General features: G+C 63.5%; 16 protein-coding genes. 12 read left to right on the top strand and 4 right to left on the bottom strand.

Annotated elements, in window-relative coordinates; all coding sequences use genetic code 11:
• The first annotated feature begins 1 nt into the window (after window position 1).
• From B9Z01_RS21395 to B9Z01_RS21360, 8 genes are all read left to right on the top strand, one after another.
• Window positions 2–853 (top strand): enoyl-CoA hydratase family protein, encoded by an 852-nt coding sequence (locus B9Z01_RS21395; RefSeq protein WP_085486725.1) that lies wholly within the window; start codon window positions 2–4, stop codon window positions 851–853.
• A gap of 1 nt (window position 854) precedes the next feature.
• Window positions 855–2,066: an acyl-CoA dehydrogenase family protein gene (locus B9Z01_RS21390; protein WP_085486723.1), complete on the top strand. Its 1,212-nt coding sequence runs from the start codon at window positions 855–857 to the stop codon at window positions 2,064–2,066.
• Window positions 2,063–2,506, top strand: coding sequence for an acyl-CoA thioesterase (locus B9Z01_RS21385; RefSeq protein ID WP_085486721.1), 444 nt, complete (start codon window positions 2,063–2,065; stop codon window positions 2,504–2,506). The genes B9Z01_RS21390 and B9Z01_RS21385 overlap by 4 nt, the downstream gene beginning before the upstream one ends.
• Window positions 2,503–2,901, top strand: a complete 399-nt coding sequence (locus B9Z01_RS21380) for a RidA family protein (RefSeq protein ID WP_085486719.1) — start codon at window positions 2,503–2,505, stop codon at window positions 2,899–2,901. The genes B9Z01_RS21385 and B9Z01_RS21380 overlap by 4 nt, the downstream gene beginning before the upstream one ends.
• A gap of 104 nt (window positions 2,902–3,005) precedes the next feature.
• Window positions 3,006–4,646, top strand: coding sequence for an AMP-binding protein (locus tag B9Z01_RS21375; RefSeq protein ID WP_085487118.1), 1,641 nt, complete (start codon window positions 3,006–3,008; stop codon window positions 4,644–4,646).
• 127 nt (window positions 4,647–4,773) lie between these two features.
• Window positions 4,774–5,997, top strand: coding sequence for a dienelactone hydrolase family protein (locus tag B9Z01_RS21370; RefSeq protein WP_085486717.1), 1,224 nt, complete (start codon window positions 4,774–4,776; stop codon window positions 5,995–5,997).
• A 383-nt stretch (window positions 5,998–6,380) separates the two neighbouring features.
• Window positions 6,381–7,904 (top strand): DHA2 family efflux MFS transporter permease subunit, encoded by a 1,524-nt coding sequence (locus tag B9Z01_RS21365; protein WP_085486715.1) that lies wholly within the window; start codon window positions 6,381–6,383, stop codon window positions 7,902–7,904.
• Between the two features lie 114 nt (window positions 7,905–8,018).
• The gene (locus B9Z01_RS21360) at window positions 8,019–8,852 is read left to right on the top strand and encodes an AraC family transcriptional regulator (protein ID WP_085487116.1); all 834 of its coding nucleotides are present in this window, start codon (window positions 8,019–8,021) and stop codon (window positions 8,850–8,852) included.
• A gap of 46 nt (window positions 8,853–8,898) precedes the next feature.
• Here the strand turns inward: B9Z01_RS21360 and B9Z01_RS21355 are convergent, their stop codons facing one another.
• Together B9Z01_RS21355 and B9Z01_RS21350 are read right to left on the bottom strand one after the other, a co-directional pair.
• Entirely contained in the window at window positions 8,899–9,732 is an 834-nt protein-coding gene (locus tag B9Z01_RS21355) for a class II glutamine amidotransferase (RefSeq protein ID WP_085486713.1), read from the bottom strand.
• An 85-nt stretch (window positions 9,733–9,817) separates the two neighbouring features.
• Window positions 9,818–10,516: a GntR family transcriptional regulator gene (locus B9Z01_RS21350; RefSeq protein ID WP_085486711.1), complete on the bottom strand. Its 699-nt coding sequence runs from the start codon at window positions 10,514–10,516 to the stop codon at window positions 9,818–9,820.
• Window positions 10,517–10,744: 228 nt separating this feature from the next.
• On the opposite strand from B9Z01_RS21350, the gene B9Z01_RS21345 reads away from it, so the two are divergent.
• Genes B9Z01_RS21345 through B9Z01_RS21330 form a run of 4 tightly spaced genes read left to right on the top strand, consistent with a single transcriptional unit; the run spans window position 10,745 to window position 14,999 of the window.
• Window positions 10,745–12,040, top strand: coding sequence for an MFS transporter (locus tag B9Z01_RS21345; protein ID WP_143809030.1), 1,296 nt, complete (start codon window positions 10,745–10,747; stop codon window positions 12,038–12,040).
• Window positions 12,041–12,083: 43 nt separating this feature from the next.
• Window positions 12,084–12,812: a maleate cis-trans isomerase family protein gene (locus tag B9Z01_RS21340; RefSeq protein ID WP_085486707.1), complete on the top strand. Its 729-nt coding sequence runs from the start codon at window positions 12,084–12,086 to the stop codon at window positions 12,810–12,812.
• A 10-nt stretch (window positions 12,813–12,822) separates the two neighbouring features.
• Window positions 12,823–14,238, top strand: coding sequence for a dihydropyrimidinase (gene hydA / locus B9Z01_RS21335; protein WP_085486705.1), 1,416 nt, complete (start codon window positions 12,823–12,825; stop codon window positions 14,236–14,238).
• A 14-nt stretch (window positions 14,239–14,252) separates the two neighbouring features.
• On the top strand, window positions 14,253–14,999 hold the full coding sequence (locus tag B9Z01_RS21330; RefSeq protein ID WP_085486703.1) for an aspartate/glutamate racemase family protein: 747 nt from the start codon (window positions 14,253–14,255) through the stop codon (window positions 14,997–14,999).
• A gap of 138 nt (window positions 15,000–15,137) precedes the next feature.
• Here B9Z01_RS21330 and B9Z01_RS21325 read toward each other — a convergent pair whose 3' ends face one another.
• Both B9Z01_RS21325 and B9Z01_RS21320 read right to left on the bottom strand, forming a co-directional pair.
• The gene (locus B9Z01_RS21325) at window positions 15,138–16,118 is read right to left on the bottom strand and encodes an NAD-dependent epimerase/dehydratase family protein (protein ID WP_208626126.1); all 981 of its coding nucleotides are present in this window, start codon (window positions 16,116–16,118) and stop codon (window positions 15,138–15,140) included.
• A 25-nt stretch (window positions 16,119–16,143) separates the two neighbouring features.
• A complete protein-coding gene (locus B9Z01_RS21320; protein ID WP_085486701.1) occupies window positions 16,144–16,560 on the bottom strand; it encodes a cupin domain-containing protein in 417 nt (138 codons plus the stop codon).
• Window positions 16,561–16,575 lie beyond the last annotated feature (15 nt).

The raw sequence follows: 16,575 nt of genomic DNA, 5'->3' as shown, positions 1-16,575 counted from the left end.
CATGACACGATCCAACGCCGACGCCCTGCTGGCCGGCAACCGCCTCACGCTCGCCGGCTACGAGGCCAGGCACTTCGGCTGGTCAGTCGCGGCCAAAGTCGGGACCATCACGCTGAACCGCCCCGAGCGCAAAAACCCGCTCACGTTCGAGTCATATGCGGAACTGCGAGACCTGTTCCGCCAGCTCGCCTACGCAACCGACGTGAAAACGGTCGTGATTCACGGCGCGGGCGAGAACTTCTGTTCCGGCGGCGACGTGCACGACATCATCGCGCCGCTGATCGATCTGCCGATGCCTGAACTGCTGCTCTTCACGCGCATGACCGGCGATCTCGTCAAGGCGATGCGCCACTGCCCACAGCCGATCATCGCGGCCGTCGACGGCGTCTGCGCGGGCGCGGGCGCGATTCTCGCGATGGCCTCCGACATGCGCCTCGCCACCGCGCGCAGCAAGCTCGCGTTCCTGTTTACGCGCGTCGGTCTCGCGGGCTGCGACATGGGCGCGTGCGCGATGCTGCCGCGCATCATCGGCCAGGGCCGCGCCGCCGAACTGCTGTTCACGGGCCGCTCGGCAAGCGGTGAAGAAGGTCACGCATGGGGCTTCTACAACCGCCTCTGCGAACCGGCTGCCCTGCTCGATGAAGCGCACAAGCTCGCCGCCGATCTCGCGGCCGGCCCGACCTTCGCGCACGGCATCACCAAGAAGATGCTGCACCAGGAATGGAGCATGAGCATCGACGAGGCGATCGAATCGGAAGCGCAGGCGCAGGCCATCTGCATGGGCACGCGCGATTTCGAGCGCGCGTACAACGCGTTCGCGGCGAAGTCACGCCCTGTGTTCGAAGGAGATTGAGTTGAGCGCCAACACTCTGGACACCCCGATCGATCCGCACAGCCCGCTTGCGTGGCCGTTTTTCGAATCGCGTCATCGCGAACTGGCCGCTGGCATCGAAGCATGGTGCAGCGCGAATCTCGAGCATGACGATCATCAGGATACCGATGCGACCTGCCGCCGCCTCGTGCGTGAACTCGGCGCAGCGGGCTGGCTGAAATACGGCGTGGGCGGCGTCGCATACGGCGGTCACGGCGACACGATCGACACGCGCGCCGTCTGCCTGCTGCGCGAAACGCTCGCGAAGCATTCAGGCCTCGCGGACTTCGCGCTCGCGATGCAAGGCCTCGGCTCGGGCGCAATCTCACTCGGCGGCACGCATGAGCAGAAGTCGCGCTATCTGCCGCGCGTCGCGAACGGCACGGCGATCGCAGCGTTTGCGTTGTCGGAACCGCAAGCCGGCTCGGACGTCGCCGCAATGGCGCTCGCCGCTCGCGAAGACGGCGACGCCTATGTGCTCGACGGCGAAAAGACGTGGATCTCGAACGGCGGCATCGCGGACTTCTACGTGGTGTTCGCGAGAACCGGCGAAGCGCCGGGCGCACGCGGCATCAGCGCGTTCGTGGTCGACGCGGATACGCCGGGGCTCGACATCGCCGAGCGCATCGACGTGATCGCGCCGCATCCGCTCGCGCGCCTGCGCTTCACGAATGCGCGCGTGCCGAAAAGCCAGATGCTCGGCGCACCGGGCGAAGGCTTCAAGCTCGCGATGCGCACACTCGACATTTTCCGCACGTCGGTGGCGGCCGCGTCGCTCGGCTTTGCGCGTCATGCGATGGCCGAGGGCCTCGCGCGCGCTTCATCGCGCAAGATGTTCGGCCAGACACTCGGCGATTTCCAGTTGACGCAAGCGAAGCTCGCGCAGATGGCGCTGACCATCGACAGCAGTGCCCTGCTCGTCTACCGCGCCGCGTGGCTGCGCGATCAGGGCGAGAACGTCACGCGCGAAGCCGCGCTCGCGAAGTGGCATGCCAGCGAGGGCGCGCAGCAGGTGATCGACGCCGCCGTGCAGCTATACGGCGGCATGGGCGTGCAAAGCGGCACCGCGGTCGAGATGCTGTACCGCGAGATTCGCGCTCTGCGCATCTACGAAGGCGCGACCGAAGTGCAGCAGTTGATCGTCGGCCGCGATCTGCTGAAGGCGCACGCTGCCGCCGGAGAGCACGCCAAATGAGCGCGTCGTTCGAAAGACCCGTACGCATCCGCTTTTCGCACTGCGATCCGGCGGGCATCGTGTTCTTTCCGCAATACCTCGTGATGACCAACGCGCTCGTCGAAGACTGGTTCAACGAAGGCCTGCGCGTCGACTACGCGCACATGATCGGCCAGCGCCGCATCGGCCTGCCGATCGTCAAGCTCGACTGTGAGTTCTCGCGGCCGAGCCAGATGGGCGAGACGATCACGCTCACGCTGAACGTCACCACGATCGGCCGCAGTTCGATCGGTCTCGACATCGTCGGTCATTGCAACGGCGAGACGCGCTTTCGCGCGAAACAGGTGCTCGTGACCATGTCGTTCGATACCGGCAAGTCCATCGAAATTCCTGGCGACATCGCGAGCGCACTCGCGGCGTACGCTCCATCGTCCCCCTCCATCGAGGCGCAACGCTCATGAAAAAAGCTCTCCTTCCCGCCGGCTGGATCAAACCGCGCGGCTACGCGAACGGCGTCGCGGCGACCGGCACGCAGGTGTTCATCGCCGGCCAGATCGGCTGGGACGAACAGGCGCAGTTCCATACCGACGACTTCGCCGCGCAAGCCGTGCAGGCGATCAGGAACCTGCTCGCGGTGCTGCACGAAGCGGGCGGCAAGCCCGAGCACCTCGTGCGCATGACGTGGTACGTCACCGACAAGCGCGAGTACCTCGCGGCGCTCAAGGACATCGGCCGCGCGTTTCGCGAGTTGATCGGCGATTACGACATCGCGATGAGCGCGGTGCAGGTTGTCGCGCTGATCGAAGATCGGGCCAAGGTCGAGATCGAGGCCACGGCGGTGATCCCGCCACGGTGATTGCTCATTCGACACCGCAGGCCTGAAACACCGGGCAACCCCACACGCCAACCACCACGCAAAACGAAGTGCATTTGCCGGCTCAACGCCACCGGGAGACCATGATGGAACCGTCAGCACACGTCGATACTTTCGCGCGCGACAATCTTCCGCCGCAGGATCAATGGCCCGTTTTTCTGCTCGACAACCCGGACGTGGCCTATCCGCCGCGGCTGAACTGCGCGACGGAACTGCTCGAGCGGACCATCGAGGAGGGCCATCGCGACCGGCCGGCCATCTGGTCCGAAGTGGATGGCGAGCCGCATGCGACGACGTACGGCGAGCTGCTCGCGCTCGTGAACCGCAGCGCGCATGTGCTGGTCGACGAGATGGGTCTGCAGCCCGGCAATCGCGTGCTGCTACGCGGGCCGAACACGTTGCAGATGGCGGTGACCGCGCTCGCGGCGCTGAAGGCCGGGCTCGTGCTGGTGCCGACCATGCCGTTGCTGCGCGCGAAGGAGTTGAAGCAGATCATCGTGAAAGCGCAGATCAGCGCGGCGCTATGCGACGCGCGCCTGATCGGCGAACTCGCGCGCTGCACCGATCCCGCCGACGAGTTCTATTGCCCAATACTCAAGCAAACGCGCCGCTTTCACGACGACTCCGCCGATTCGCTCGAAACGCTCGCGGTCAACAAACCCGACCACTTCCCCGCGTGCGATACCGCCGCCGACGACGTCTGCCTGATCGCATTCACGAGCGGCACGACCGGCGCGCCGAAGGGGTGCATGCATTTCCATCGCGACGTGATCGCCATGTGCGATCTGTTCCCGCGCCATGTGCTGAAACCCTCTTCGAGCGACATCTTCTGCGGCACGCCGCCGCTCGCGTTTACGTTCGGCCTCGGCGGACTGCTGTGCTTTCCGCTGCGCGTAGGCGCCTCGACGGTGCTCGTCGAAAAGCTCACGCCCGAGACGTTGCTCGTGCTCGTCGAGCGTTTCGGCGCGACCGTCATGTTCACCGCGCCGACTTTTTATCGGCAGATGGCGCCGCTCGTCGCGCAGCATGATGTGTCGTCACTGAGGAAAACGGTATCGGCCGGCGAAGCGTTGCCCGATTCGACGCGGCACCTATGGCGCGACGCGACCGGTATCGACATGATCGACGGCATCGGCGGCACCGAGCTGATCCATATTTTCATTTCGTCGCAAGGCAACGAGATTCGCCCGAACGCGATTGGCCGCGCGGTGCCCGGCTATGTCGTGCAAGCCGTCGATGACGACATGCGGCCCGTGCCGCCCGGCACGATCGGCAAACTCGCGGTGCGCGGCCCGACCGGCTGCCGCTATCTCGCCGACGATCGGCAACTGCGTTTCGTGCGCGACGGCTGGAACCTGCCCGGCGATTCGGTCTATCTCGATGCGGACGGCTACGTGTTCTACCAGGCGCGCGCCGACGACATGATCGTCTCGGCCGGCTACAACATCTCCGGTCCCGAAGTGGAAAGCGTGTTGCTGCAACACGAGGCGGTGGCTGAATGCGGTGTGATCGGCGTGGCCGACGAAACGCGCGGACAGATCGTGAAGGCGTTCGTCGTGCTCAACCCCGGTTATACGGCGGATGATAAAACGGTCGCGCTACTGCAGGATTTCGTGAAGAATAGCGTGGCGCCTTATAAATACCCCCGCGTCATCACGTTCGTCAGCGCGCTGCCGCGCACCGAAACCGGCAAGCTCAAACGTTTCGAGTTGCGCACGATGACCTAATCCACTTTCTGCAGCACGTATGCTGCATTGGGTCGGAGTCGATGCTTTGTGTGGGACCGACGTAGTGCTAAAGCGCTAACTCCGGATCGGCACGCTAAAGCGCTAACTCCGATCGACAGGAGACTACATGGCCGGCTCGTTCATCGAAGTCGCCGCCCAGGACGGCGGCCGTTTCAACGCTTACGTCGCGCGCCCCGCACAGGGCTCGGGCCCGGGACTCGTGCTGCTGCAGGAAATCTTCGGCGTCAACGATTCAATGAAGGCGACCGCCGAGCGCTATGCGGAAGAAGGCTACGTCGTGCTCGTGCCGGATCTGTTCTGGCGCATCAAGCCGGGCATCGATCTCGGCTACGGCGAAGCCGACATGAAAGAAGCGCTCGGCTATCTGGGCCGGTTCGACGCCGAGCTCGCCGTCAAAGACATCGCCGCCACCATCGCAACCTTGCGCGCACTGCCCGAGCAGGCCGGCAAGGTCGGCATCGTGGGCTATTGCCTCGGCGGCAAACTCGCATTCCTGAGCGCCGCGCGCACCGACGTCGATTGCGCGGTCAGCTATTACGGCGTTGGCCTGGAAGCGCATCTGAACGAAGTGCCGTCGATCCGCTGCCCGATGGTGTTCCACTTCCCCGAGAACGACGCGCACTGTCCGCCGCAGACGCGCGAGCGCATCGGCGCCGCGTTGCGCGCGCAGCCGCACATCGAGCAATACGTGTACCCCGGTTGCGATCATGCGTTTGCGGCGCCCGCACGCAAGCAATACGACAAACCCGCCGCGATGATGGCGTACTCGCGCACGCTCGCGCTGCTGCGCAAGGTGCTGGGCCCCGTCTACGATCTCAACGCGCTGTGGGAAGCGCATTGCTATCACGAGTTCGCGACACGCGACGTCGATGCGGTCATGCCGACCATGGTCGCGCAACCGTACGTCAACCACGTGCCGACGATGACGGGCGGCGTCGGTCACGACAATCTCAAGCGCTTCTATACGCATCACTTCGTCAACTCGAATCCGCCCGATACGAAGCTGATTCCGATTTCGCGCACGATCGGCGCAGACCGCATCGTCGACGAATTCATTTTCAGTTGCACGCATAGCTGCGAGATCGACTGGCTGCTGCCGGGCGTCGCGCCGACCGGCAAGTACTTCGAGGTGCCGATGCTCGCGGTGGTGTGCTTCCGCGGCGACAAGCTCTATAACGAGCACATCTATTGGGATCAGGCTTCGGTGCTCGTGCAGGTGGGGCTGCTCGATCCCGAAGGGCTGCCGGTGGCGGGAATTGAAAGCGCGCGGAAGTTGCTGGATGAGACGTTGCCTTCGAATCAGTTGATGGGTGGGAAATCGAAGGTGTGAGCGGGGTGCTGCCGTCGCCGTTTGTCATCCGGGCGAATCACGCTCGCGGCACGGCACGCACGTTTGCTTCGGGCACCGGAAGGTTCGAAAGCTATTGATGAAAGACCATTGGGGTTGCGTTCTTTAAAACCAGATCGAAGATCGACCCAACACCCGCCCCACCGCGCCGCCCAGGATTTCGTAGTTGTGGCGCGCCGCTCACGGGGCTAGACTCGGCCATCCCCTTGTATTCAATGAATGGCCGGTGAATTGCACCGGACCACCGTCGCCGGCACGTGGTCGCCGGCTCGCGGCATTGCCCGGCAATGGGCCAGCAACCGGCCAGCTCTCGCCGATCCGGTCCGATCCCGCCCCCCGATCTCTCGCGCCACAGGAGCGCCCGCATGACCCATTCCATCCACGGCAGGCAACGCTGGCTCGCGCTGATCGTTCTGTGCCTCGGCGTGCTCATGATCGTTCTGGACACCACCATCGTGAACGTCGCGCTGCCCTCCATCGCGGCCGATCTCGGGTTTAGCGAAACCTCGCTCGTGTGGGTCGTCAACGCGTATATGCTCACGTTCGGCGGCTGCCTGCTGCTCGGCGGCCGTCTCGGCGATCTGTACGGGCACCGCAAGCTGTTTCTCTGCGGCATTACGCTCTTCACCATCGCTTCACTCGCATGCGGCATGGCGAACTCGCAGGTGCTGCTGGTCGCCGCGCGCGCCGTGCAAGGTCTGGGCGGTGCGATCGTTTCCGCAGTGTCGCTGTCGCTCATCATGAATCTGTTCACCGAACCCGGCGAGCGCGCGAAAGCGATGGGCGTGTACGGCTTCGTCTGCGCGGGCGGCGGCAGCATCGGCGTGCTGCTCGGCGGCCTGCTCACCAACCTGCTGAGCTGGCATTGGATCTTCCTCGTCAATCTGCCCATCGGCATCGCGGTATATGCGCTGTGCCTCGCGCTGCTGCCGCCCGCGCGCGGGCACGCGCACGGCGAACGGCTCGACGTGGCCGGCGCGGTCACGGTCACCGCGTCGCTGATGCTCGCCGTCTACGCGGTCGTCAACGGCAACGAGGCGGGCTGGACCTCGGCGCAAACGCTCGGCTTGCTGGGCGCAGCGCTCGTGCTGCTCGCCGCGTTCCTGACGATCGAAGCAAGAGTCGAGCATCCGTTGATGCCGCTTGGTCTCTTTCGTCTGCGCAATGTCGCGACTGCGAACGTGGTCGGCGTGCTGTGGGCAGCGGCGATGTTCGCGTGGTTCTTCATCTCCGCGCTGTACCTGCAACGCGTGCTCGGCTACCGGCCGTTGCAGGTCGGGCTCGCGTTTCTGCCCGCGAACCTGATCATGGGGTTCTTTTCGCTGGGGTTGTCGGCGCGCGTGGTGATGCGCTTCGGGCTGCGTCGGCCGCTCGCGGTGGGACTGCTCGTCGCCGCGTGCGGCCTTGCGCTGTTCGCCCGCGCGCCCGTCGACGGCAGCTTCGTGCTCGACGTGCTGCCCGGCATGATGCTGCTCGGTTTCGGCGCGGGCATCGCGTTCAATCCGATGCTGCTCGCGGCGATGAGCGACGTCGATCCGGCCGATTCCGGCCTCGCGTCGGGCATCGTCAACACGTCGTTCATGATGGGCGGAGCGCTTGGGCTCGCGGTGCTTGCGAGTCTTGCAGCGGCGCGTAGCGAGGCGATGCAGGCCTCGGCGAATGCTACGGCCGCTCTCAATAGCGGGTATCACGTCGCGTTTCTGTTCGGCGCGATTTTTGCGGCGGCGGCTGGTGTGTTGGGCGGATTGCTGTTGCGGCCGGGACAGGCGGGCGGTGCGGGTGCGCATGGTGAAGCGGGAACGGCTTTGGCGTCTGAGCCTGCTTCGGCCTCGTCCTCTGCGGAACATTCACGTGGCGCGAGCAACAGGACGGCAACGGAGGACTACTGAGTTATCCATCCGTCGTTCGACAAGTCTCCGCACGCGATCGCAAAACCGCAAAGACGATCAAGCACAAGGAACTGTCGCTGGCTATGCTGGCTTCATGCTGACATGAAAGCCGATATGAATCCGGTTGGAAAAGCGCTCTGGTTTATCGAAAGCCACTTTGGCGGCACGTTGACGCTCGACGACATCGCCCGCTGCGCATGCGTATCGCGCTTTCATCTCGCGCGCGCGTTCGAAGCGGCGACCGGGCTTTCGGTGATGCGCTACGTGCGCGCGCGTCGTTTGAGCGAAGCCGCGCGGCGTCTCGCCGGCGGCGCGCCCGACATTCTGGCGCTCGCCATCGATACCGGTTACGGCTCTCACGAAGCATTCACGCGCGCGTTTCGCGAGCAGTTCGGGCTCACGCCCGAGGCGCTGCGCGCGCGTGGTCATCTCGACAATCTAGCCATCGTGGAGCCGATCAAAATGGACGAAACCCTTCTCCCCCATCTGGAGTCGCCACGCTTCGAAGACGGCAAGCCGTTTCTCGTCGCGGGCCTGAGCGAACGCTATACGTGCGAGACCAGCAAGGCGATTCCGTCGCAATGGCAGCGCTTTGGCGCGTTGATCGGCAAGGTGCCCGGGCAAGTCGGCAATGTCGCCTACGGCGTGTGCTACAACGCTGACGACGCCGGCAATTTCGACTACCTGTGCGGTGTCGAAGTCAGCGACTTCTCGGCGCTGCCGGTGGAGTTGAGCCGAGTGCGCATCGCCGCGCAACGGTATGCGGTGTTCAGCCATCGCGAGCATATTTCAGCGATTCGCCGCACGCTGAATACGATCTGGAATCAATGGCTGCCAGCGTCGGGACATGTGCCCGCCGACGCGCCGAATTTCGAGCGGTATGGCGAGCAGTTCGATGCAGTGACGGGGATGGGTGGCGTGGAGATATGGTTGCCGTTGAGGGGGTGATTGACGCGCGTCAATGCATCACACCGTGAGATTCCGCTCAAGCCGCTCAAGCCGCCTGAGGCTCGAACGGAAACTGCTCGATCTCACCACCACGCGCCACCACCACCGTGCTCTCCGGAATCTCCTCCCACCAGTCCGGTAAATCGGAGAGCGGCTCCGACAGCACCAGAAACGCGTCCTCCCCGGCCATCGCGATGCGCGGATCGTCGGGATACAACTCGTGCAGATGATGGAACGACGTGTTGTGAAACAGCGAGCGTGACTGCCTTTCGCTCGAATAGCGCACCGCGACGATCTGCTCGCCGTCGGTTGCGCAAACGGTCATGTTCAGCGGTTCATCCACGCCGTGGCGGCGGCCGGTTTCCTCGACGAACGCCACCATCCGTTTGAGCGCGGTGACGGGCGCCAGTTCGAGACCGAACGTGAGCGCGAGGAAGAACAGCACTTCGGAATCGGTCGATCCCTCGATCGACGGGAACAGTTCGGGCTCGATCGCGACCATCAGATCGCGACGCATCGCCAGATAGTTGCGCACGAGGCCGTTGTGCATGAACATCCACCGGCCGTGGCGAAACGGATGACAGTTGGTTTCCTGCGACGGCGTATCGGTCGCCGAACGTATGTGCGCGACGAACAGCGGCGCGTGGATCGCACGCGCGGCTTCACGTAGATTGCGATCGCTCCACGCCGGTTGAATGCAGCGATAGCGGAACGGAATGTCGGTCGGGTGTCCATACCAGCCGATCCCGAAGCCGTCACCGTTGGTAGTCGTGTGGCCGAGCCGCGAATGCAGGCTCTGATCGATCAGCGAATGCTTCGCGTTGAACAGCACTGTTTCGAGCTGAAGCGGTTTGCCGGAATAAGCGAGCCAGCGGCACATGAGATGTCTCCTGTCGAATTTCAGCTTTGCTCACGTTGGGTCCGCGACTAGTCGCCCCGGACAATGCGGGTTTCGCAGGCCCTCGCTAATTCCCGTTCGTGGCCTGCAGCACTTTCATGACTTCCGCTGCCGTGTGCTCGGAATGCTCGCGCAGTAAGCGGGCGAGGCATGCTCCATCGCGCCGCGACAGCGCGCTCAGTATTTCGCCGTGCTCGCCGAGCGACTCGGCCCAGCGGAGCACATCGGCGTTGGCCGACCCTCTCGCACGATGGATCTTGCTCATCAACGAAGCGTACAGGTCGGATAGCACCGGATTGCTGGCGACATCGACGATCTGCTGATGCACTTTCTGATTCGCGCGGTAGTAGGCCGTGCGCTTGCCGTCACGGTGATAGGTTTCCATCGCGCGATGGCGCTCCAGCAATACCTTCATCTGCTTGTCGTCGATACGCTGCGCGGCAAGCCGTCCGGCGGTTTCCTCCAGTCCATGCAGCACTTCAAAGATCGCAGCGATCTCGTCCCTGTCGATCGGTGCGACCTGAAAGCCCATGTGCTGCCGGTGGGTGACGTGCCCTTCGGTCACCAGCGTTTTGAGCGCCTCGCGCAAAGGCGTTCTGGAGATGTCGAACTGCTCGCACAGCGCCTTCTCGTCGATACGCGCTCCGGGCGCCAATTCACCGTCGAGAATCATCTCGCGCAATCGCTCCGCGATCGCCGCGTACATACCCGTGCCGCGCAGGCTGATCCGCTTGCGTGTGTCAGCCGGTAGTGACTTCGTGTCCATGTCGCCTGTTTCCGTTTGTATCTTCCGCATTTGCTTAATTGTCTTACATGTTTGACAGACTATCTACAAAAATAAAATACGTTAAAAATCAATGAAGTGCAGCGCTTGTAATTCATAATTAGGCATCATATACTGCGCTGGCGCTGGCGGCGCACCGGGCCGGAAGCGGTCCGGGTCACAGACATGAAACCCGAAGGCCATGACAGCCGAACGGAGGAGACATAGATGATGCGAACCGTAAATGCGGCCGTGCAGGCCGAGGCCAGGACCGGCGTACGCTGGCGAATCTTTCTGATCATGTTGATGCTGATCTCGATCAACTATGTGGACCGGGCCTCGCTGTCCGTGGCCATGCCGCTGATCGCGAAGGAGTTTCACATCGCCCCCGCGGTGCAGGGACTGATTCTCAGCTCGTTCTTCTGGACTTACGCGCTCATGCAGATTCCGGGCGGCATGCTGGCTGACCGTTTCAAGCCACGCATCGTGATCGCGTGCGCCACGTTGTTCTGGGGCTTCTTCCAGGGCATTGCCGCCGTCTGCACGACGGCCACTGCGCTGATTCTTACCCGTCTGGGCCTGGGCGCCGCGGAAGCGCCGATCTACCCGGCGGGCGGCAAGCTCAACGCCATGTGGATGACGCGGCACGAACGTGGCCGCGGCGCGACGCTGCTCGACGGCGGCGCCCCGCTGGGAGCGGCACTCGGTGCGGTGATCATCTCCGGGTTGATCAGCGAGTTCGGATCCTGGCGCACTTCCTTCGTGGTGGCGGGTGTGGGCACCATGCTTGCCGGCCTGCTTGCCTGGTACTACATCCGCAACAACCCGCGCGAGCATCCGGCCGTGAATCAGGCGGAAGCGGACTATCTCGAAGCGGCCCTGCAGGAAGAACACCGCAGCGAGCCGGTTCATGCCAGCGGCCGCAGCCTGGATTTTTTCCGCTATCGCTCGGTGTGGGGCATGTTCTTCGGCTGGATGTGCTTCAACTCGCTGTTCTACGGCCTGCTCACCTGGATGCCGAACTATCTGAACAAGGTTCACGGCTTCAATATCCAGCAGATGGGCGGAGCCAGTTTCGCGATCTTCTTCAGCGGTTTCGTGGGTGAACTGATCGGCGGATGGATTGCCGACAAGTGGAAGGCGGCGGGCGGTGCGCCTAATCGCGTGATGCGCACGCTGTTCGGTATCGCCGCGGTGGCGGCCACAGTGTCGATTTTCTCGGTCGCCTATGTCGGGAATGCGACGACGACGGTGGTGTTGCTCGCCTCCACGCTGTTTTTCCTGCGCTGGTGCGGTCTGTACTGGTGCCTGCCTTCCATCCTCGGTACACGCAACAAGGTCGGCTTTCTTGGCGGTCTGATGAACCTGGGCGGCAATATCGGCGGAGTGCTCGTGCCGATCATCGTTGGCCTCATCGTGCAAACTACCGGCTCTTACTTTCTGGCTCTGATGTTTTTCGCTGCCGCGGGCGTAGGCCTCTTCGTCTGTTCGACGCTGATCGACTACGAACGCAAGCTGCCCGTCTGAGCCTGGCTTTCTTCACCTTTAATCACTGGTTGCTGACTTCATTATGAGCAAACGCGTCCTGCTCGGCATGCTTACCCCTTCATCCAATACCGCGCTCGAACCGATTACGAGCGCGATGGTGGCCCAATTGCCCGGTGTCAGTGCTCATTTCTCGCGCTTCACGGTCACTGAAATCTCGCTGTCCGACAGCGCGCTCGGGCAATTCGACACGACCAACATCATTCAGGCCGCGAGGCTGCTGGCCGACGCCAAGGTCGACGTGATCGCATGGAATGGCACTTCATCCGGCTGGCTCGGTTTCGAGACCGACCGCCGTCTGTGCCGCGAAATCGAAGAGGCGACGGGCATCCCTGCGACCACATCGGTGCTGGCGTTGAACGAGATTCTGGAGAAGACCCGGGTGAAGAAATTCGGCCTGGTCACGCCTTACCTCAAGGAGGTCCAGCAGAAGATCGTTGCCAACTACCGTGAGCACGGCATCGACTGTTCTTGCGAAAACCATCTCGGCCTGAAGGTGAACTTCCAGTTCTCCGAAGTAACCGAAGACACGCTGCTCGCACAGATTCGCGAAGTCGCGACGCAGGGCCCGGAGGCGATCGTCACCTTCTGCACCAACCTGCATGCCGCGCATCTGGCCTCGGAAGTTGAGCGGCATCACGGCATCCCGCTTTACGACACCATCTCTACCGTGGTGTGGAAGTCGCTGAAGCTCGCCGGCTACGACACGACCCGGCTCGCGGGTTGGGGCAGCCTGTTTTCCGAAGTTGTCTGAGAGACCTGCCATGACAACCGAATACGACCTGGTGATCCGCAATGCGGACGTGGTAACCGCGTCCGAGCGTTTCAACTGCGATATTGGCGTGAAGGACGGCATCGTCGTCGCGCTCGGCCGCGAGCTTGACGCGGGCAAGCGCGAGATCGACGCGACCGGCCTGCTGGCGTTGCCCGGCGGTATCGACGCGCACTGCCATCTCGATCAGCCCATGCCTGACGGGCTAAGGATGGCGGACGACTTCCTGAGTGGCACACGCGCCGCCGTGTGCGGCGGCACCACGACGGTGATCCCGTTCGCCGCGCAGGCAAAGGGACAATCGCTCAAAGCCGCAGTGGCCGACTACCATCGCCGCGCCGACGGTCGCGCGGTCACTGACTACGCGTTCCATCTCATCGTCTCCGATCCGACACCCGAGGTGCTGGAGCGCGAACTGCCGGAACTGATCGCGGCCGGTTACACGTCTTTCAAGATCTACATGACGTACGACGATCTCAAGCTCAGCGACCGCGAGATCCTCGAGGTGATGGACGTGGCACGCCGCAACCAGGCTTTGGTCATGGTGCATGCCGAGAATTCGGACTGCATTGCGTGGCTGACCGACAGGCTCACCGAAGCCGGAAAACACGCGCCGATGTATCACGCGCTTTCGCGCCCGGCCGTGGTCGAGCGCGAAGCGACACACCGTGCGATTGCCTTCTCCGAACTCGTCGACGTGCCGATCCTGATCGTTCATGTGTCGGGCCAGGATGCGATCGAGCAGATCGAATGGGCGCAGCAACGCGGCCTCAATATCTACGCCGAAACCTGCCCGCAGTACCTTTACCTGACCGCCGAAGACCTCGGCCATGAGGACGGCTATCACGGCGCCAGGTGCGTTTGCAGTCCGCCGCCGCGCGACACGTCCAACCAGAAGGCAGTGTGGAGCGCGCTGAAGCGTGGCGCATTCAGCGTGTTCTCGTCCGACCACGCGCCGTTCTCATTCGACGATCCGCAGGGCAAGAAGCCCGGCGGCAAGGAAGTCTCGTTTGAACACATCCCGAACGGCATCCCGGGCATCGAGACCCGGCTCGCGCTGCTGTTCGATGGCGTGAGCCGCGGCAAGCTGTCGCTGCACAAGTTCGTCGAACTGACGTCCCTGAATCCCGCGAAGCTGTACGGCCTTTATCCTCGCAAGGGAACGATCGCGGTCGGTGCCGACGCCGACATCGTGCTGTGGGATCCGCTAAGGCAGGTTGCCATCACGAACGACGCGCTGCATCACAACGTGGACTACACGCCGTACGAAGGCCGAACCGTCCAGGGTTGGCCGAAGCACTGTCTGTCACGCGGTGAACTGCTCGTCGAGAGCGGCCGCTATCTCGAACCGGAAGCGGGCCGGGGCCGGTTTCTCGCTGCCGGCAAGCCGCAGTACATCGACCTCTGATATCGGAGAGCAGCATGAAGATCCTGGTCATCAACCCCAACATCTCCGAAAGTGTCTCGGCGCTGATTCAGGCAGAGGCGCAACGCAGCGCTTCGCCCGGGACCGAGATCGTGGTCGCGACCGCGCCGTTCGGCGTGGCGTACATAGAAACTCGCTTCGAAGCGCTGGTCGGCGCGTACGCGACCGCGTGCGTGGCGGCCGAACGCCACGGCACCTACGACGGTGTCGTGGTCGCCGCGTTCGGCGACCCGGGCCTGCAGGGCATCAAGGAGCTGATCGACGTGCCGGTAGTCGGGCTGACCGAGTCCTCGCTCATGACTGCGGCGACGCTCGGGCAGCGCTTCTCGATCATCGCGATCTCGCCGCGAATCAAGGCGTGGTATCGCGAGACTGTCGAGCGCAGCCATCTGGCGAGCCGGCTCGCCAGCATTCGCGCGCTCGAGGAACCGTTGCGCGATATCGGCAGCGTGCAGCAGGACTACGCTGGACGACTGAAGGCACTGTGTAACGAAGTGGTCGAGGATGACGGGGCCGACGTCATCATCATCGCCGGCGCGCCTCTCGCGGGGCTCGCGCGTGAGATCCGTGCCGAACTGCCGGTGCCGGTGGTCGATGGCGTGTCGAGCGCGATTACCCAGCTTGAGAGCCTGATCCGGCTAGGTCCGAAAAAGGCCACGAAAGGCAGTTTCGCCCAGCCGCCGGTCAAGCCGAATCGCGGCCTGCCTGAATCGCTCGAACGGCTGCTGGGCAGTAAGCCATAAAAACGGTAGCAGTCCTGTTGATTCAAGCAGTGAGAATTGCTGGAGAGGCGTGCGCGCTTGCGGATATCCGATCGGGATGCCGCCGTAAATCGCACTCCCCTCTCCTTTGCCCCGCTGGTGCTCACATGTCATCGCTGCCTAGCTTGCGCCACTCTTCCACAGAAGCGGCCTGGGCGCGAATCCGAGCTTCGCTTTGGCCCGCTCATTCGAAGCGCCGGTCAGCCGCGTATGGTAAAAAACCGCTTCCTCGCCAGCCAGATTCAGCGCGTCGTTCACGCTGACGCCCGGCGGTGTCGGTGCGCCGACCCAGCGTGCGAACGCCGGCAGCCATTCGGCGACAGGCAGGGGATCGTCGTCGACGACGTTGTACACACCGGGCTCGGACGTCAGCGCGGCGACGGTTGCCGCGATGGCGTCGTCGATATGGACGAACGACCAGACGGCATTGCCTGCTCCGATGATCGACGACTCGCCGTTGCGCACCTGCTCCGCAATCGCGCCGTCGGGGCGGTACCAGGTGCCGGGACCATAGAAGAAGCCGTAGCGCATGACGACACCGTCGAGTGACGCAGAGGCAAGCACCTTGTCCTCATACTCGCCGATGGCACGCACGCTGTCGCCAATTTCGCCCGGAGCGTCGTACCTGAGCCTGGCTGTTTCGTCGGCGAGTTGTCCCGCCGGAGCATCCAGGTAAAATCCGCGAGATTGCACGATATAGCGGCTCACACCCAACTCCCTGGCCGCGGCGAGCAGGTTGGCGCCTCCCTCACGATGAAGGCGCGTGTCGTTGGGCATCGACTTGATAATGTCGGCGGGGTTGGCGGGAAGCCAGGTCAACTGGTCGATGACGACGTCCGGCGACGCGGCCTCGATCGCGGAACGCACGGCAGCGGCGTCGAAAGCGTCGGCGCATGACGGCACCGCGCCGAGCTCGCGCAGACGATCCACGCCCGCGCCTGCGCGAGTCATGCCGGTCACCTGATGACCGAGCGTGCACAGCACGCGCACGAGTGGCAATCCCACGGCGCCTGTCGCGCCGGCAATGAAAATCTTCATGAAGTTCTCCTGTTGGCGGCGTGTCGATTCAAGCATCTGGTTGTAGTCGAGACGCTTGCTCATATGTTTGCTCCTCGATGTGCCTGATTTACTTGACCGGTGTGGTCAGGGCTTTGTCGTCGGAATCAACCACGAACACCGCCAGCAATTTCGCGGGCCTGGTCTTGCTCGCATTGCGGCTCACGCGGTGAAGCGAACCCGGCTCCTCGAAGAAGCTTTCACCGGCGTGATAGACCCGCTTCGGGCCGTCGTTCACTTGCGACTCGATGGCGCCCGACACGACATAGGCATAGATAAAGGCCGACTTTGCGTGCTCGTGTGGGGGCGACGCTCCGCCGGGGGCATAGTCGACGACGACGGCGGTCAACGACTTGCCGGGAATGTTGGGGATGGCATGCTCGAAGTTGGGCGTGACGGTTTCACCGGTCCCATGCGCGGCAGCAGGCATTGCGGCGGTGACGGCAACGGCTGCGCAGGCAGCGGCGAGGACAGATCGGATGTTCATCAAGATGTTTCTCCT

Source organism: Paraburkholderia susongensis (assembly GCF_900177725.1).
GTDB lineage: Bacteria > Pseudomonadota > Gammaproteobacteria > Burkholderiales > Burkholderiaceae > Paraburkholderia > Paraburkholderia susongensis.
This window is presented reverse-complemented; position numbering and strand designations above follow the sequence as displayed.

Excerpts from the sequence above, each read along its gene's own strand:
- B9Z01_RS21385 (WP_085486721.1), top strand. The coding sequence starts at position 2,063 with ATGAGCGCGTCGTTCGAAAGACCCGTACGCATCCGCTTTTCGCACTGC.
- B9Z01_RS21395 (WP_085486725.1), top strand. The coding sequence starts at position 2 with ATGACACGATCCAACGCCGACGCCCTGCTGGCCGGCAACCGCCTCACG.
- B9Z01_RS21330 (WP_085486703.1), top strand. The coding sequence starts at position 14,253 with ATGAAGATCCTGGTCATCAACCCCAACATCTCCGAAAGTGTCTCGGCG.
- hydA (WP_085486705.1), top strand. The coding sequence starts at position 12,823 with ATGACAACCGAATACGACCTGGTGATCCGCAATGCGGACGTGGTAACC.
- B9Z01_RS21370 (WP_085486717.1), top strand. The coding sequence starts at position 4,774 with ATGGCCGGCTCGTTCATCGAAGTCGCCGCCCAGGACGGCGGCCGTTTC.
- B9Z01_RS21380 (WP_085486719.1), top strand. The coding sequence starts at position 2,503 with ATGAAAAAAGCTCTCCTTCCCGCCGGCTGGATCAAACCGCGCGGCTAC.
- B9Z01_RS21340 (WP_085486707.1), top strand. The coding sequence starts at position 12,084 with ATGAGCAAACGCGTCCTGCTCGGCATGCTTACCCCTTCATCCAATACC.
- B9Z01_RS21350 (WP_085486711.1), bottom strand. The coding sequence starts at position 10,516 with ATGGACACGAAGTCACTACCGGCTGACACACGCAAGCGGATCAGCCTG.
- B9Z01_RS21365 (WP_085486715.1), top strand. The coding sequence starts at position 6,381 with ATGACCCATTCCATCCACGGCAGGCAACGCTGGCTCGCGCTGATCGTT.
- B9Z01_RS21320 (WP_085486701.1), bottom strand. The coding sequence starts at position 16,560 with ATGAACATCCGATCTGTCCTCGCCGCTGCCTGCGCAGCCGTTGCCGTC.
- B9Z01_RS21325 (WP_208626126.1), bottom strand. The coding sequence starts at position 16,118 with ATGAGCAAGCGTCTCGACTACAACCAGATGCTTGAATCGACACGCCGC.
- B9Z01_RS21360 (WP_085487116.1), top strand. The coding sequence starts at position 8,019 with ATGAATCCGGTTGGAAAAGCGCTCTGGTTTATCGAAAGCCACTTTGGC.
- B9Z01_RS21375 (WP_085487118.1), top strand. The coding sequence starts at position 3,006 with ATGGAACCGTCAGCACACGTCGATACTTTCGCGCGCGACAATCTTCCG.
- B9Z01_RS21355 (WP_085486713.1), bottom strand. The coding sequence starts at position 9,732 with ATGTGCCGCTGGCTCGCTTATTCCGGCAAACCGCTTCAGCTCGAAACA.
- B9Z01_RS21345 (WP_143809030.1), top strand. The coding sequence starts at position 10,745 with ATGCGAACCGTAAATGCGGCCGTGCAGGCCGAGGCCAGGACCGGCGTA.